Genomic DNA, 16069 nt, shown 5'->3' with positions numbered 1-16069 from the left:
CCGGTTTCCGCGACGCCGGGGAGCCGGACGCCCCGGCGTCCGGCTCGAACGCAACGGCCGATCCCAACCTCAGTAGTGACCAACGGCCCTGGCCGGGCCGGGCCGGGGCGACAACAGTCACGTCTGGTTGAAGGCGACGGCGCGGTGCGGACGAGCCCGACGGCGTCCCGCTCGATCGTGGGATGGTGAGGCATGGTGACCCCTGACCGACCGTGGCTGGCCAGTTATCCCGACGGTGTGCCGCCGACCGTCGACGTTCCGGAGCAGTCGCTGGTCGATCTGCTCGACGAATCCGTGGAGCGCTTCCGGTCGAAGGTGGCCCTGGACTTCTTCGGGGCCACCACGACCTACGCCGAGTTCGGGACGCTCGTGGCGCGAGGAGCCGAGGCCCTGCGTCGACTGGGAGTGGAACGCGGCGACCGCGTGGCCCTGGTGATTCCGAACTGCCCCCAACACGTCGTCGCGTTCTACGCCGCGTTGCGCCTGGGCGCGATCGTGGTCGAACACAATCCGTTGTACAAGGCGTCGGAACTGCAGGTCCAGCTGGCCGATCACGGCGCCCGGGTCGTCATCGCGTGGGACAAGGTGGCGCCCCTGGTTCAACAGACCGCCGCGAACACCGATGTGCGAACCGTGGTGTCGGTCGACCTCACGAGGGCCTTGCCCCGGTTGAAGCGGTGGGCTCTGCGGCTGCCGATCCGCCAGGCGCGGGCCAGGCGGACGGCGATGACCGCGCCGGCCCCGGGAACCCTGCACTGGGCCCGGCTCCTCGCTGCGGCCGGCCCCATCGACCCGGCCCACCCTCGTCCGGGCCCGGATGACGTGGCACTGCTGCAGTACACCGGCGGCACGACCGGGACCCCCAAGGGGGCCATCCTGACGCACCGCAACCTGCGGGCCAATGCGGCGCAGGGGCGCGCCTGGGTCCCAGGACTACGCGACGGTGGCGAGACCATCTACGCGGTCCTGCCCCTGTTCCACGCCTACGGGTTGACTCTGTGCCTGACGTTCGCCATCAGCATCGGCGCGGCGCTGGTGCTGTTCCCCAATTTCGACGTCGGCCTGGTGCTCGACGCGGTGCGGCGCCGGCCGCCGACGTTCCTGCCCGGCGTGCCTCCGATGTACGAGCGCCTCGCCCACGCCGCCCTGGCCCGTGGCGTCGATCTGTCGTCGGTGCGATTCGCCATCTCGGGAGCGATGGCCCTGCCGCCGGCCACAGTGCAGCTGTGGGAGCAGACGACCGGCGGGCTGCTCGTCGAGGGTTACGGGATGACCGAGGCGTCCCCCATCGCCCTCGGCAACCCGATATCCACCGCCCGGCGGCCCGGCATGGTCGGACTCCCCTTCCCGTCGACCGACGTGCGGGTCGTCGACCCGAAGAACCCGGAGCACGACCGGGCTCCAGGAGAGCCCGGCGAGCTGCTGCTGCGTGGGCCCCAGGTCTTCTCCGGGTACTGGCAACGACCGGATGACACCGTCGCGGCGTTCGCGCCCGGCGGTTGGCTGCGGACCGGCGACATCGTGGTCATGGACGCCGACGGCTTCGTGACGGTCGTCGACCGGATCAAAGAACTCATCATCACCGGCGGGTTCAACGTGTACCCCTCGGAAGTCGAGAAGGTGCTCTGTGCGATCCCGGGTGTCCAGGAGGCCGCCGCCGTTGGCCTGCCGTCACCGAACGGTGGCGAAGAGGTCGTCGCCGCCGTGGTCCTTGACGCGGGCGCGGGGCTGGACGAGTCGGCGATCCGCGAGGCCAGCCGCGGATCGCTCGCCTCCTACAAGGTGCCCCGCCGCGTGATCATCGTCGATCAGCTGCCTCATTCGCTGATCGGCAAGATCCTGCACCGCGAGGTGCGGCATTCCCTCCTGTCCGGGTCGGAGCCACCCCTGGCGCATGGTCCCGGGACCGCGCGACCGGAGGGCGACGGACCGGTGATCGGCACGCCGTCAGGAAGTGGTCAGTAGCGGTCAGGACGTGATCAATAGCGCGATGGCGACGAAGTGGCAGGTGGCCGCGAGGGACACGTAGGTGTGGAAGAACTCGTGATAGCCGAAGGTGGTCGGTCGGACATCGGGCCATCGCTCGTAGTAGCTGACGGCACCGACGATGTAGAGCACACCTCCGGCGATCATCAGGATCCCGGCTGCGGTCCCGGCGTGGATCCAGATGGCCGGCAGTCCGGCCGCAGCAACCGCACCGAGGCCGATGTAGCTGCCCCCGACCAGCCGGTCGGGCGCGTTCATCCAGGTCAGATGGGTCACCGACAGCATCGCGGTGAGCGACCAGACGATGATCAGACAGGTGATGCCGAACGGTCCCGGGGCGGCCACCAGGAAGATCGGCGTCGACGTTCCGGCGATCATCAGGAAGATCATCAGGTGGTCCAGCCGTTGCAGGGCCACTCGGCTCCGTTCGGCCCAACGCCCGCGGTGGTACAGCGCGCTGACACCGAACATCGCCCCGAGCGTCACGGCGTACACGATGGCGCCGATGATCTCGGATGACCCCCTGGCCCAGACGACCAGCAGGGTGCCGCAGACCAGCGACAGCTCGAAGAAGGCCAGATGCATCCATCCACGCCACAGCGGTTTGGCGTAGAACACTTGACGGCGAGCGTCGTACAGCTGCTCCGGTGAGACCGGGGGATGGACGTGGCCGTCTTCCGACCGACCCGGCGGCCCGTCACCGTTGAGGCGTCTGCTCCTTGCCATCCCTCCATTTCGCAACCTTCGCCCGATGTCTCACAGGGGCAAAAGTCCCGTTCGCGGTGAGTCGTCATTCCTCGGATCTCGACGAAGGGGCCGCGGCGCGGGAGTCCGATCGACCGACCCCTGGATGACGGCCGGTCGCCACCACCGGGGCATCCGCCCGGAGCTCGGCCAGGATCCGCGCCGACACGTCGTGGGCGTTCTCGCCCGGGTGCGGCTGACCACCGGCCGGCCGGAAGAAGTGCACACGAAGCCGGGGACGGGTGGGCCATCGCACGATGTCCGCCGAGCCCGTCACCGCGGCGCAGACGATCGTCGCGGTAGGAACGTCCAGGGCCAGACGTCCGGCTCCGCTGCGCGCCCGGAGGGTGCGGCCGCGCGAGACCGTCCCCTCAGGGAATATCCCGACGCAACCTCCGGCGGTCAGCACGTCGGCGGCGGTGCTGATGGCCAGTGCGTCGTGCTCCCCGCGTCGGATGGGGATCTGGCCCATTCCGTCCAGCACCCAGCCGATCGCCCGATGGCGCCACAGCGTCGCCTTGGCCAAGGCGCAGATCTGGCGGTGCCGCGCCGCGCCGGCGATCACGAGCGGGTCCCACGCGCTGTCGTGGTTGGCGAAGATCAACACCGGCCCCGACCGGGGCAGGGCCTCGATGCCCTCCACCATGAGTCGGCCCCACCAACGCACGAGCGGCCAGGTCAGCACCATCACGCCGCGGTACACCCAGCTGGCACGTTCGCCCACCGGCGGTCGCGGCGATGCACTCCTGATCCGTGACGCGTTCACGCCGTCAACGCTCCCCACCGTTGCGGTGTGCCGCCAGAGCCTTTCGTCCTGCCTTCGAACAGCCGCGACGGTCGGCAACCGGCACGGGTCCGTCGCGGCGGCATCGAAGCCATCCCAGGCCGACTGCAAGAATTGTCCGGGCGGATTGTCGGATCGGCGCGGAGCAGTTCGTTGCTTGGTTGAGGGCCGCTCATCAAGGGCCGCCCCGGAAACGACAGGAGATGATCCACATGCAGTACATGTTGTCGGTCTACGGGCCGGCCGAACTGACGGAACTGGGCAACTACCCGGACAAGGCCACCATGGACAAGGCCATGGCCGACACCAGTGCATTCAACGACCGGCTGCAGGCGGAGGGCCACTTCGTCTACGCCAACGGTCTCGCGTCGGCGGTGACGTCGACCGTGGTCGACGGCCAGGGCGACCGGCCGCTCGTCACCGACGGGCCCTACCTGGAGTCGAAGGAGTACCTCGGCGGGTTCTGGATCATCGAGGCGGCCGATCTGGACCAGGCGCTGGCGCTCGCCGCCGACGGATCGAAGGCCTGCCAGGGCAAGGTCGAGGTCCGGCCGTTCCAGTGAACAACGTGCAGGAGGCGATCACCCGTGCCCACCACGAGCAGTGGTCACGGGTGGTCGCCGGCCTGACCAGACGTTTCGGTGATCTCGACATCGCCGAGGATGCGGCCGCCGAGGCATTCGCGGCCGCCGTCGCGCGGTGGCCGACGGATGGCGTACCGGCCAACCCAGGTGGCTGGATCACCACCACCGCCAACCACAAGGCCATCGACCGGATCCGGCGGGAGAGCAAGCGCGACGACAAGCACAAGGAGGCTCTGGTGTTCTCCGACGACGACCCACCCGAGCCGGTCGGCGCCATCGACGACGATCAGCTCCGGCTGGTCTTCACCTGCTGTCATCCGGCACTGGCGATGGAAACGCGGGTGGCGCTGACGTTGCGCCTGGTCGGCGGGCTGACCCTGCGGGAGATCGCCCGTGCCTTCCTGCTGCCGGAGAGCACGGTCGGACAACGGATCACCCGTGCGAAGACCAAGATCAAGGCGGCGCGCATCCCGTATCGGGTGCCTGCCTCGGAGGATCTCCCGGAGCGGGTCTCCGGCGTCCTCACCGTCCTGTTCCTGGTCTTCAACGAGGGTTACCTCGCGACCGGCCCCGAGAGCGATCCGGTACGTCACGAGCTGACCGCGGAGGCGATCCGGTTGACCCGGTTGGTCCGCACCCTGCTGCCGGGGGACGGCGAGGTCGTCGGACTCCTGGCCTTGATGCTGCTGATCGAGGCCCGCCGGGACGCCCGGGTCTCGACCGGCGGGGAACTGGTGACCCTCGACCAGCAGGACCGGTCGGCCTGGGACGCGCCGCTGGTCGCCGAGGGGCATCAGCTCGTGCGCGAGCGCCTGGCGGCCCGGACGGCTCCCGGGCGCTACCAGATCCTCGCCGCCATCAATGCCGTCCACACCAGCGCCCGCGACGTCCGGGACACCGACTGGTCCCAGATCGTGGCCCTGTACGACCAACTCGCCCGTCTCGACCCGTCCCCCATCGTCGCCCTCAACCGGGCCATCGCGGTCGCCGAACTGGACGGCCCGGAAGTGGCGATGGCCGCGGTCGACCGGCTGGAGGGTGCGTTGGCCGGCTATCACGCCTTTCACGCGACCCGCGCCGATCTGTTGCGTCGGCTGGGTCGTGGTCAGGACGCGCGCGCCGCGTACGACAGGGCCATCGACCTGGCCGGAAACACCGCCGAGGTCGCCTATCTGAACCGCCGCCGGGACGAGCTGGGTGGAGTCAGGGAAGCCTGACCGACGAGGTCCGCGCCGGCATTGTCTCGCCCGGGTCGGGCGTGGGGCCGGGCACGTTGGCTGTACTCGGGCCCCTCCGGTCGGCAACACTGGGCGGGTGATCCAGACCGCCGAGCGCACAAGCCCTCGCGGACGGGTCTGGGTTGCCGCCCGGTGGCTCCTGCTGGGCCTGGTCATCGCGGGGATCGTCGGCATGCATGTTCTTTCCGAACATGATGCGGGCGGCGGCCACGGCATGATGATGAACCCGGGCGCGGTGGCGGCCGAGCCGGCGCATCACGGGGCGATGCCGGCCGCGATGAATACGGCCAGTGGTGGACCGATGATGTCGGGGGTCCCGGATTCCGGTGGCGGTATGTCGTCCGGGATGGCCGCCTGCATCCTGTTCCTGGTCATCGGGGCCGGTCTGGTCGCTCTGGCGCTGCTGGTACTGCGCCGCGCAGCCGGGAGACCGGCCGCCGCTGGGCCGTGGTGGCTCGGGTCGGGACGGTCAGAACGCGGGCCCCCGGGTTCCGGCGCACCTCGAATATCCCTCTGCGTTCTGCGGGTTTAGAGCACCCCACATCGCCCGTCATCCGGCGGCCGGTGTCTTGGCGTGCTCTCTTCCACTTCTTCCGACCTTCGGTAAAGGAACCCGCACCATGAATCTCCGTACTCGCACCTGCCTCCTGGCCGCCGGCGCCGCGCTGGCCGTCACCCTGACCGCCTGCGGCGCCGCCTCTCCCGGCCCGACCGCAGCCAGTTCCACTTCGATGAGTTCCGACACGCTCAGCTCCAGCCCGATGAGCTCCGGTGCCGCGGAGGCGATGCCGACCGCCCCGGCCGGCCCGCACAACCAGGCCGACATCACGTTCGCGCAGGAGATGCTGGTGCACCACCGGGGCGCCATCACGATGGCCGACCTGGCCCCGACCAGGGCCTCCAGCCCGGCGGTGAAGGCCCTCGCGGTGAAGATCAAGGCCGCGCAGACCCCGGAGATCGAGGAGATGTCGGGTTGGCTGGCCGCGTGGGCCCCGTCGAGTGACATGAACGGTATGCCGGTCACCACCAGCAGCCCGGCCGCCGGGGGCATGTCCGGCATGGATCACGCCGCCGGGACCACCACAGCGATGCCCGGCATGATGAGCGATGCCCAGATGAGTCAGCTGACCTCGGCCGCGGGCAGCGCGTTCGACAAGCTGTTCCTGCAGCTGATGATCACCCATCACCAGGGGGCTCTGACCATGGCCGACACCGAGAAGTCGTCGGGGCAGAACCCGGCCGCGCTGGCCTTGGCGAAATCGATCGTCGCCAGTCAGACGGCCGAGATCGCCACCATGCAGGACCTGCTCAAGGGCATGTAGCCACGCGCTTGCCGGGGCCGGCCCGGGCGGTGTCCTCCTGCTCGACCGCCCGGTCCGGCCTGGCCGGCAATTTCTCTTCCGGAGCGCTGGAATATACCCCTATGGGGTATATGTTGAGGCGAGTACCACCGACTCCAGGAGACCGTGATGTCCACGTCGCACACCCCGCACCAGCACGAAGAAGTCCGGCCCCGGTCGGCACCCGCCGGCGATGAACACCCGGGCCAGCCCGGCCATGACCACATGGCCATGGACCACACCGCTTCGGGCGGCCACGGGGGACACAGCGGCCACGGGGATCATGCCGCGCAGTTCCGGGACAAGTTCTGGTGGAGCCTGGCCCTGACGGTGCCGGTCGTGGGATTCAGCCACATGTTCTCCGAGCTGCTCGGCTACCACCTGCCGGCCGGGACGGGCTGGGTCTCCCCCGTGCTGGGCACCGTGGTGTTCCTCTACGGCGGGTGGCCGTTCCTGACCGGAGCGGTGTCGGAGATCCGGACCCGCAAACCGGGGATGATGCTGCTCATCGCCCTGGCGATCACCGTGGCATTCGTCGCCTCGGCCGCGACATCGCTGCACCTGGGTGGGCTGGACCTGGACTTCTGGTGGGAACTGGCCCTCCTCGTGGTCATCATGCTGCTGGGCCACTGGCTGGAGATGCGGGCCCTTGGTCAGGCATCCGGGGCGCTGGACGCCCTGGCCAGACTGCTCCCCGACCAGGCCGAGCGCATCGGTCACCAGGACCGACCGGAAACAGTTGCCCTTGACGAGCTGAGAACCGGCGACGTGGTGCTGGTCCGGTCCGGCGGCCGCGTCCCGGCCGACGGCACCGTCGTCGACGGGCGGGCTCACCTGGACGAGTCGATGATCACCGGGGAGTCCCGCGCCGTGACCCGCGGCGCCGGCGACCGGGTCGTCGCCGGGACCGTCGCCACCGACTCCGCCCTCCGGGTCCGGATCACTGCCGTCGGCGAGCAGACCGCTCTGGCCGGCATCCGCCGCCTGGTCGAACAGGCCCAGTCCTCCAGGTCCCGGGCCCAGGCCCTGGCCGACCGGGCGGCGGCCGCGCTGTTCTACTTCGCCACCGTCGCCGGGATCATCACCTTCGTCGTCTGGACGCTGATCGGCGACCCGCAGCAGGCCGTCGAACGGACTGTCACCGTGCTGGTCATCGCGTGCCCGCACGCCCTCGGACTGGCCATCCCGTTGGTGATCGCCATCTCCACCGCCACCTCGGCCAAGTCCGGAATCCTGGTCAAGGACCGACTGGCCCTGGAGCGCATGCGCACTGTGAACGTGGTGCTGTTCGACAAGACCGGCACCCTGACCAAAGGACGCCCGGCCGTCACCGGGGTCGTTGCCGCCGACGGTGACCAGGACGCCGCGACCGGGCGCGTGCTGGCCCTGGCCGGCGCCGCCGAGGCCGACAGCGAGCACCCCCTGGCCCGGGCGATCGTCACTGCCGCTCAGCGCCGCGGCCCGGTCCCGGCCGCCGGCGGATTTCGGTCGCTGACCGGGCGCGGAGTGCAGGCCGAGGTCGACGGCGTGCCGGTGCTCGTCGGCGGTCCCCGGATCCTCGACGGACCCGATCCTCAACTGCCCGAACCGATCCAGGCTGCGACGCAGCGGTGGCGTGGCGACGGCTCGACCGTCATCTACGTGCTGGCCGACGGCATCGTGGTGGGTGCGTTGGCGTTGGCCGACGAGATCCGCCCCGAATCCGTGGCCGCGATCCGCGACCTGCACGCCCTGGGGGTGAAGGTCGCGATGATCACCGGTGACGCCCACTCCGTCGCCGACGCCGTCGGCCGGCACGTCGGCGTCGACGAGGTGTTCGCCGAGGTGCTCCCGGCCGACAAGGACTCCAAGGTCGCCGAACTGCAGGCCCGCGGGCAGCGGGTGGCGATGGTCGGCGACGGGGTGAACGACGCCCCGGCGCTGGCCCGGGCCGACGTCGGCATCGCCATCGGCGCCGGCACCGATGTGGCCATCGAGTCCGCCGGTGTCGTCCTGGCCTCCGACGACCCCCGCTCGGTCGTCGGGGTGATCACCCTTTCCCGGGCCAGCTACCGCAAGATGTGGCAGAACCTGGTGTGGGCCACGGGTTACAACCTGCTCGCGGTCCCACTGGCGGCCGGGGTCCTGGCCCCGATCGGGTTCGTCCTGGCGCCCGCCGTCGGCGCCGTCCTGATGAGCGCCTCCACCATCATCGTCGCTGCCAACGCCCAACTGCTGCGGCGGGTCAACCTGCGACCCGACGCCGGAATTCACGCGTCCGATCGGAAGGCCGATCGCTAGCGTCGCACGATGGGTTCTTCAGAAGCGTTGGGCGGTGACGACCACGTTGTCTTCGTAGTTGCCGTTTGCGAACGGGCCGCCGCAGGTCACCAGAACCAGCCGGCGAGGGCCGGAGCTTCCGGCGAATACCGATGCCGGAAGGCTGCGCTTCACGAATGATTCCATGCCGGTGACTTTCCAGCGGGTGGCCTTCTTGTCGGTGGTCAGATAGATGACATCACCGGCCTGCAGGGTATGGATCCAGAAGAGCGCTCCCTCGCCCTGATATTTGTTGTCGACGTGGCCCGCGACCAGGGTGGTGCCCTGCTTGCCGGCTGGGTCGGCGCCCCCGGTCCACCGCGTGACGGTGTTGACCTCCTCGGGAAGCTCCAGGGACCCGTTGACCAGCGGGGTCCGAACCACTGGGGCGTTCACGCCCAGCACGGGTATGACGAGCCGGTCCGGGAGCAAGGCCACCGGCGCCGTTCCCGCTGCCGTGGACTCGGGTCGTGAGGTGGCCGATGTCGCGGTGACCGCGGGCCCGGAGGAAAGTACCTCTGGCAACGCGCGTGTCGAGGGGAATGGGTCCGCGACGGACGAGGCCGCGTAGACGTGGTCCGGGAGGGCCGCCGCCGCTCCGGCCGATGAGCCACGGAAGGCGGAGCTGATGAGGATGAAGCCGGCGACAACCATCGCAACGGCCGCGACGATGACGGTTCCGGTGCCGATGGCCCGGCTTCTCGGTGTCCCCATCTGCGCGAAACCCCCTGATGGATAGTCATTGTCGTATGTGGTGCCGAGAAGATGCGCTTGGGGGTACCGCCGGTGTGCTGAACCGGCGGTACCCCCAAGCTGGCTACTTGATCACACTGGATCAGCCGATGGTGTGGCGCCTACGTCGCATGAGCAGCACGGACACCGCTCCCATCGCGAGGATGATCAAGCCGATCCCGGCCCAGATCGTCCCGCTGCCACCAGTGTTGTTCCCCAGGGTCCCGAAGCCGGTGTTGATGATTCCCCCCGGGCTGGTCTGCTGCGCCGGGTCGACCGTGGTCTTGGTCGAGCAGGTGCCGGTGCAACTGCCGGGCGATTCGACCGCGTTGAGCAGGTTGTGGTCGCCGTTATCGGGGGTGTTGACGGTGGCCGAGTAGGTGATGGTCACCGTGCCGCCGACGGGCACCGACTGGGACCAGGCCAGTTTCGGTGCGGTGTAGGTGACGTTGCCGGCGGTGGCCTTGGCGTCGTTGTTGTACGTGGCGTCGTCCAGAACCTGGGTCAGGTCATCGGAGAACTTCGCCGCGACCGCAGCGCTGCCGGTGTTCTTGACCGTGATGGTCCAGGCCACCTTGTCGCCCGGGGCGGCGGTGGTCTTGTCCACCGTCTTGGTCACCGTGTAGGAGCCGACCGTGGTCTGGGTGCTGCAGTCGGCGGCGCAACCGGGCGACGTGACCGTGTTCTTCACCTTGTGGTCGCCCGTGTCGGGGGTGTTGACGGTGGCCGAGTAGGTGATGGTCACCGTGCCGCCGACTGGCACCGACTGGGACCAGGCCAGTTTCGGTGCGGTGTAGGTGACGTTGCCGGCGGTGGCCTTGGCGTCGTTGTTGTACGTGGCGTCGTCCAGAACCTGGGTCAGGTCATCGGAGAACTTCGCCGTGACCGCGGCGCTGCCGGTGTTCTTGACCGTGATGGTCCAGGTCACCTTGTCGCCCGGAGCGACCGTCGCCTTGTCCACCGTCTTGGTCACCGTGTAGGAGGTGACCGGAACATCGGTGGTGCAGGTCGGGTCCTTGGAGCCGGCGACGCAACGACCCAGCGGGGTCACGACCGCGTTCCCCAGCTTCTGGTCGCCGGCATCCGGGTCGTTGACCTTCACCGTGTAGGTGATGGTCGCGGTAGCCCCGACTGCCAGCGCACCGGACCAGGACAACGTGGGGGCGGTGTAGCTCGCGGCACCGGCGGTGGCCTTCGAGTCGTTGTTGTACGTCGCGTCGTCCAGAACCTGGCTCAGGTTGTCGGAGAAGGTCGCCGGCTTGTCGGCCGTGTAGGCGTTCTTGCCGGTGTTCTTCACCGTGATCGTGTACTTGACCGTGTCGCCGGGGTTGGCCGCCGACTTGTCGGCAACCTTCTTGGCCGACAGGTCCCAGACCGTGGTGTCGGTGGAGCAGTTGCCACCCACACAACCGGGGGAGGTGATCGCGTTCTTCAGGTTGTGGTCGCCCGTGTCGGGGGTGTTGACCGTCGCCGAGTAGGTGATGGTCACCGTGCCCCCGATGGGGACCGACTGGGCCCAGGACAGCTTCGGCGCGGTGTAGGAAACAACGCCCGCCGTGGCCTTGGCGTCGCTGTTGTACGTGGCGTCATCCAGAACCTGGCCCAGGTCATCGGAGAAGGTCGCGGCGACGGCGGCATTTCCGGTGTTGGTGACGGTTACGGTCCAGGTCACCTTGTCGCCCGAGACGGCGGTGGCCTTGTCCACCGACTTGTCGATCGTGTACGTCCCGATCGGGACCTCGGTGCCACAGGCCACGCAGCGTCCCGTCGGGTCGGTCGGGGTCACTGCGTTGTTCAACCTCTTGTCGCCGGTGTCGGGCTGGTTGACCACGAACGAGTAGGTGATCTTGATGCTGTCCCCGACCGCGAGTGGGCCGGACCAGGTCAGGGTGTTGCCGGACACGGTGGCACCGTTGTCGGCGTCGCCGTTGTAGGTGGCGTCGTCGGTGACAGCGGACAGGTCGTCGGAGAAGGACGCCGGGTTGGTGGCCGTGTAGGCGACCTGTCCGGTGTTCCTCACGGTGACCGTGTAGGTGACGGTGTCGCCGGGAGTGGCGCTCGTGGCGGAGGCCGATTTCGACAGCGTGTACTCGGCGACCGGGGTGTGCGTGATGCAGGTGCCGTCGGTGGCGCAGCTGCCACCCTCACCGGTCGGGGTGACCTTGTTGGCCAGGTCGTGGTCGCCGGTGTCCGGATTGATCACCTTCACCGAGTAGGTGATGGTCTGCGTATCCCCGACGGCCAACGGACCGGACCAGGACAAGGTATTGCCGGACACGGTGGCGCCGTTGCTGGCGTCGCCGTTGTAGGTGGCGTCGTCGGTGACCCCGGCCAGGTCGTCGGTCAGTGTCGCCGGACGATCCGCCGTGTAGGCGACTTCCCCGGTGTTCGTCACCGTGAGGGTGTAGGTGATGGTGTCGCCGGCCTTCGCCGTGCTCTGGCTGGCGGTCTTCTGCACCGTGTACGTCGGGTCGGCGAACCGGACACTGGCACAGGCCGGTTGGTTCAACCCGGACACGGAGACGTTGGTGGTGGGGCAGTTGTTGTAGGTACCGGCGGTGGTCGAGGTGACCTGAACCGTGATCGTGCAGGACTGCTCACCCTGCGCGAGGTTGCCGTTGGTGACCTCGATCGAGGAGCCGCCCGCGGTGGCCGCGGTCGTGGCGTTGCAGGTACCGCCGACGGTCGAGTTTGCGAGCGTCAAGCCGCTCGGCAGGTTGTCGGTGAAGGACCACCCGTTCTTCGAGCCCAACTCGCTGGTGTTCGTCACCGTGAAGGTCAGCGTCGACGATTCACCGGTGCGGGTCAGTGCCGGGCTGAACGACTTGTCGAGCTGCGGGGTCACGTCCAGGATCTGGATGTTGTCGACGGTGTGGTCGTTGCCCGCGCCGCTGCCGTTGTTGTTGACCATCTGCACCCCCACCGAGGTGCCGCTGAACAGAACTGATCCGTTGGAGGTGTAGGTTCCGACGTTGACCGGATTCGCCGGGGAAACCCCCAACGCCGGTGGCGTCACGGTGGTCCCACCGGTGCAGCCGTCGATCTGGCTGCCTGCGGGAAAGGCCGTGCCGACGCTGTCCAGCAGTGAGAACTGCAGCAGCGGCGCGGACGCGAAGCAGTTGTTTGCCGCAACGTCGACGCTGAAGGTCAGGAACCGGTTGGTGGCGACGAATGGGATGTTGGTCGCCGTCTGAAATTCAACCTTCGGTGCGCCCGGGTCACCTGAGGTGTAGGCCGTATCGGCAAAGTTGCCCCCTGCGGCGGCTGCGGTCTGCCCGTGAAACATGCCAATGGCCTGAGCCAGCCGCTGCGAGTCGTTCCAGGAACTCTGCAAATTGTTGCAATCGGCAATTTGGGCCGGTGCCGTCACTGACTCATTGGACGACGCGATCCAGCCGTTGCAGTCTTTCAACCACGCTGGATCTGCGGTGTAGGTCTGGCCGGTGGCGCCGGTGTACCCGGAGAGCCTCACGATGGGGCTCGGGCCGGGCCGGTTCTGGAAGTCCTCCTGATACACCACCGACGGGGCGGACGGCACCCCGGGATTGCCAGGTGCAGCAGATGCCACCTGCGGAGTGATGAGCGTGATGGCCGCGCTCAACGACACGGCGGCCAGGCTCACGGTGGCCAGAGCGCGGCCGGGCCGACGAGGCTCCGAGCCGCGGAAGCGGGAGCTGAGGCGAGGTGCTCGGCTCCCGCGCCGGAAGGGGATGGAAAGGCGCACGAGGTCTCCTGGGTGCTGACTCGTCATCTCGCCGGTGGCGGCGATCTGGGCGCTCCTGTGAGCGCCTGAGGGTTTGCAGAGCAAGTGGAAACCCCCTTCACTCTGTAGGCCTAACGATTGACCGGAATCTCACCTGAAAGATCACCCACGCACATGGATAGTGAGCGTCCGATCGACATGGCGACGCCGCCACGGTGTCCTAGTCGGCCCACTGCGCTGCGCCGTCTGATGTCATGGACCCGTGAAAGTTCGGTCGTTGCGTCATGTCCTCACGAATGAAGAAGCGCGGGCCCTGACCTCCTCGCGTTGGTGCGTGACCGGCGTGACGGGTCGACGCGGCTAGCGTGTCGCGATCCACAGGGCTTCTTCGCGGTTGTGCGCCCCGAGCTTTCGATACAGCGCGCGAATGTGGGTCTTGGCCGTGTTGGGGGAGATGTGAAGGGCCGCGGCCACTTGTGCGACCCCTCCGTGCCGGCGGAGAGCGCTCAACACCTCGCGCTCACGTCGGGTGAGCTTGACCGCCGTGCGGTGCTCCCACGGTGCCGGGACATCGGGGACGGCGTCGTCGAGGAGTGGGAGAAGGAGCTCTCGGAGTGCGGGCGACGCGTTCGCCGCCGCGATGAAGGCACGGTGGTAGGCCACGGTTGATGCGGCGAACTGCAGAGCACTCGGGCTGACCTGGCCCGCCGACGCGATCTCGGCGGCTGCGTAGAGAACAGCCCCCGTTGGCCCGTATCGCGTCGGCGTGAGATTGCCGCGAGCCGTCTCCTCCTGCCTGAACAGCGCGAGCGCGTGGTCGGGTCGTCCCCGGAGCAGCGCCTGCCGAGCTCGGGCCAGCACCACGACGGACCGAGTTGGAGGCAACTTCGGCGTGGCCAGCACCTGGTCCGCGGCGCGAAGATCCCCCGCGGCTTGGTACAGCGCGACGAGGTCAGCTCGGAGACAGGCGCCCGCCATCGTGTCAGGACTCGTCCGCAGCGAAGTCGTGACCAGCACGGCGTTGATCTCGTGGATCAGGTCCCACGGCTGGTCGTCGAGGATCGCCGCCCACGCTCTCGCGTGCAACGCGATCCAGCCCCATTCCCCGTCGATGATGGCTTGGTCGATGCGGCCAAGGAGTCGATGCACGGCACCGGTATCGAGGGACGCGATGTGCACCAGCAGCTGGGCCAACAGGCCGGCCCCTTCTGAGGCGTACGCCACCGTGCCGGGTTCACTGCGGGCTTGGTCGACGCCCTCCAGCAGCTGGGCCGCGTCTGCGTACCGCTCGCTCAGGACATGAACCAGAGCCAGGTGGCCGCGAGCAAAGGGCGCGAAGGGATGGCCCCGCTCGTAGGACGACCAGCGCACCGCCTCGAAGAAGCAGGTCGCGGCCGCATCAGAATCGCCGGCCAGCAGCTTTGCCGTCCCGCAACTCACCATCAGCCCCGGCATGATGTCGCGAAGGCCCTCGGATTGGCCCGGCCAGACCTTGAGGTCTTCCAGGATCTGATCGACCACGTCCGCCGCGTCCTGGTGCCAGCCGTGGGACACGAGCTCGGCGAGTCTGGCTCGCCGTATCCCGAGGATGTCACGTAGAGCTGGATCGGCCTGAGAGCGCACCCAGGTGTCGAACTCCGCTTGGGCCCGCTCGTCCAGCAGCGCGCCGGGTCGCCGTACGGCGTCAACCACGGCTCGCCGCAGGACCTGGCGCGGATGGTCGGAGAACCACTGATCCCCTGCGCTGTCGAAGACCCTCTCGAGCAGTTCAGAGTTCGTATACAGATATCGGAAGAACCGCTGGTCCAGGAGTGTGTCGACCGCTTCCCAGTCGTCACGGTTCAGCGCCTGTTCCAGGTCGCGCACTCGCCACCCCCCTCCCTTACGTACTCCCACCGGGCGACCGCGCCGCGCACGCGGCAGACTGCCCGTGAACGATCTGGTCGGCCGAAGCATTGACCGCGCCGTCGACGGTCACTGTGGTAATGCTCCACCCGTAATCTCACCTTGGATGTCACCTTGGCCCGTCGGATCCGCCAGACTCGCGCGGCCAGGGCAGCGCCTTCCACGAGATGTCGCGCCGATCCCCGCCGGGGGCAGCGACTGTCCTTCCCGTTCTCACCGCTGCTCCACTTGTCTGTATTACTGATGCTCCGGGTGGGGCCAGCACTACATAGTGCCCTATCTCGCACCACGAGCGCCGCGGCGCCGTTCCGACGAGGTCAGGATGCCGGGGAGAGATATCGAGTTGTGGCCCAGGGGCAGCATAGTCGGCGACCGGCGCGCCTCTGAGCGGGGACCGACACGTCGAATGCGGGACGCGAATGTGACCTGCGACATGACGCGGTGTGCCACCGGTGCGGAGGTCTGCGACGCGACCACGGACGTGGTGCAGGTTTCGTGCGATCGGCCGCGGCGAACCGAGCCGTCCTCCGCCACCCGGGGCGTGCGTCGATCTGGATCAGGTTTCAGTCTCGGACGAGCCGATGCCCGACCTGGTCCCCCAATGAGGGCTTGGCTGGGGTTACCGTCACCGCCGGGCCGACCACGGCCCGCGAGACGGCGACGTCCACCGCAGGGCGACGCAACGGTGTCCCGACATCAGGACGGCCTCAAATGGCCCCCGGGATTACACCCGCTCATCGGCCGGGCCAAACGAA

The 16069-nt window shown here is 68.5% G+C and carries 10 protein-coding genes and 1 pseudogene; 6 read left to right on the top strand and 5 right to left on the bottom strand.

From position 1 onward, the window contains the following. Positions 1-192: 192 nt before the first annotated feature. Positions 193-1872, top strand: a pseudogene (locus BLS97_RS08415) (long-chain-fatty-acid--CoA ligase); the annotation flags it as partial. A gap of 96 nt (positions 1873-1968) precedes the next feature. Here the strand turns inward: BLS97_RS08415 and trhA are convergent. Together trhA and BLS97_RS08405 are read right to left on the bottom strand one after the other, a co-directional pair. After that, positions 1969-2712, bottom strand: a complete 744-nt coding sequence (gene trhA, locus BLS97_RS08410) for a PAQR family membrane homeostasis protein TrhA (protein ID WP_090475587.1) — start codon at positions 2710-2712, stop codon at positions 1969-1971. 64 nt (positions 2713-2776) lie between these two features. After that, on the bottom strand, positions 2777-3454 hold the full coding sequence (locus tag BLS97_RS08405; protein WP_231988420.1) for a lysophospholipid acyltransferase family protein: 678 nt from the start codon (positions 3452-3454) through the stop codon (positions 2777-2779). Positions 3455-3726: 272 nt separating this feature from the next. Here BLS97_RS08405 and BLS97_RS23820 point away from each other — a divergent pair, with 272 nt between their 5' ends. The 5 genes from BLS97_RS23820 (at position 3727) to BLS97_RS08380 (ending at position 8956) form a co-directional block, all read left to right on the top strand. Further along, entirely contained in the window at positions 3727-4077 is a 351-nt protein-coding gene (locus BLS97_RS23820) for a YciI family protein (protein WP_407938048.1), read from the top strand. Then, positions 4074-5315, top strand: a complete 1242-nt coding sequence (locus BLS97_RS23815) for an RNA polymerase sigma factor (RefSeq protein ID WP_090475585.1) — start codon at positions 4074-4076, stop codon at positions 5313-5315. The genes BLS97_RS23820 and BLS97_RS23815 overlap by 4 nt, the downstream gene beginning before the upstream one ends. 97 nt (positions 5316-5412) lie before the next feature. Then, on the top strand, positions 5413-5868 hold the full coding sequence (locus tag BLS97_RS08390) for a DUF6153 family protein (protein WP_090475584.1): 456 nt from the start codon (positions 5413-5415) through the stop codon (positions 5866-5868). Between the two features lie 88 nt (positions 5869-5956). After that, complete coding sequence (locus BLS97_RS08385) at positions 5957-6658, top strand: DUF305 domain-containing protein (protein ID WP_090475583.1); 702 nt, start codon at positions 5957-5959, stop codon at positions 6656-6658. 147 nt (positions 6659-6805) lie between these two features. Next, positions 6806-8956 (top strand): heavy metal translocating P-type ATPase, encoded by a 2151-nt coding sequence (locus tag BLS97_RS08380; protein ID WP_090475582.1) that lies wholly within the window; start codon positions 6806-6808, stop codon positions 8954-8956. Positions 8957-8974: 18 nt separating this feature from the next. Here the strand turns inward: BLS97_RS08380 and BLS97_RS08375 are convergent, their stop codons facing one another. From BLS97_RS08375 to BLS97_RS08365, 3 genes are all read right to left on the bottom strand, one after another. Continuing rightward, entirely contained in the window at positions 8975-9688 is a 714-nt protein-coding gene (locus BLS97_RS08375) for a class F sortase (RefSeq protein WP_090475581.1), read from the bottom strand. 121 nt (positions 9689-9809) lie between these two features. Continuing rightward, a complete protein-coding gene (locus BLS97_RS08370; protein ID WP_172832243.1) occupies positions 9810-13430 on the bottom strand; it encodes a DUF7927 domain-containing protein in 3621 nt (1206 codons plus the stop codon). A gap of 339 nt (positions 13431-13769) precedes the next feature. Further along, positions 13770-15275 carry a helix-turn-helix transcriptional regulator gene (locus BLS97_RS08365; protein WP_157695304.1) on the bottom strand — a complete coding sequence of 502 codons (1506 nt, stop codon included), beginning with the start codon at positions 15273-15275 and terminating at the stop codon, positions 13770-13772. Positions 15276-16069 lie beyond the last annotated feature (794 nt).

Source organism: Nakamurella panacisegetis (assembly GCF_900104535.1).
GTDB classification, from domain to species: domain Bacteria; phylum Actinomycetota; class Actinomycetes; order Mycobacteriales; family Nakamurellaceae; genus Nakamurella; species Nakamurella panacisegetis.
This window is presented reverse-complemented; position numbering and strand designations above follow the sequence as displayed.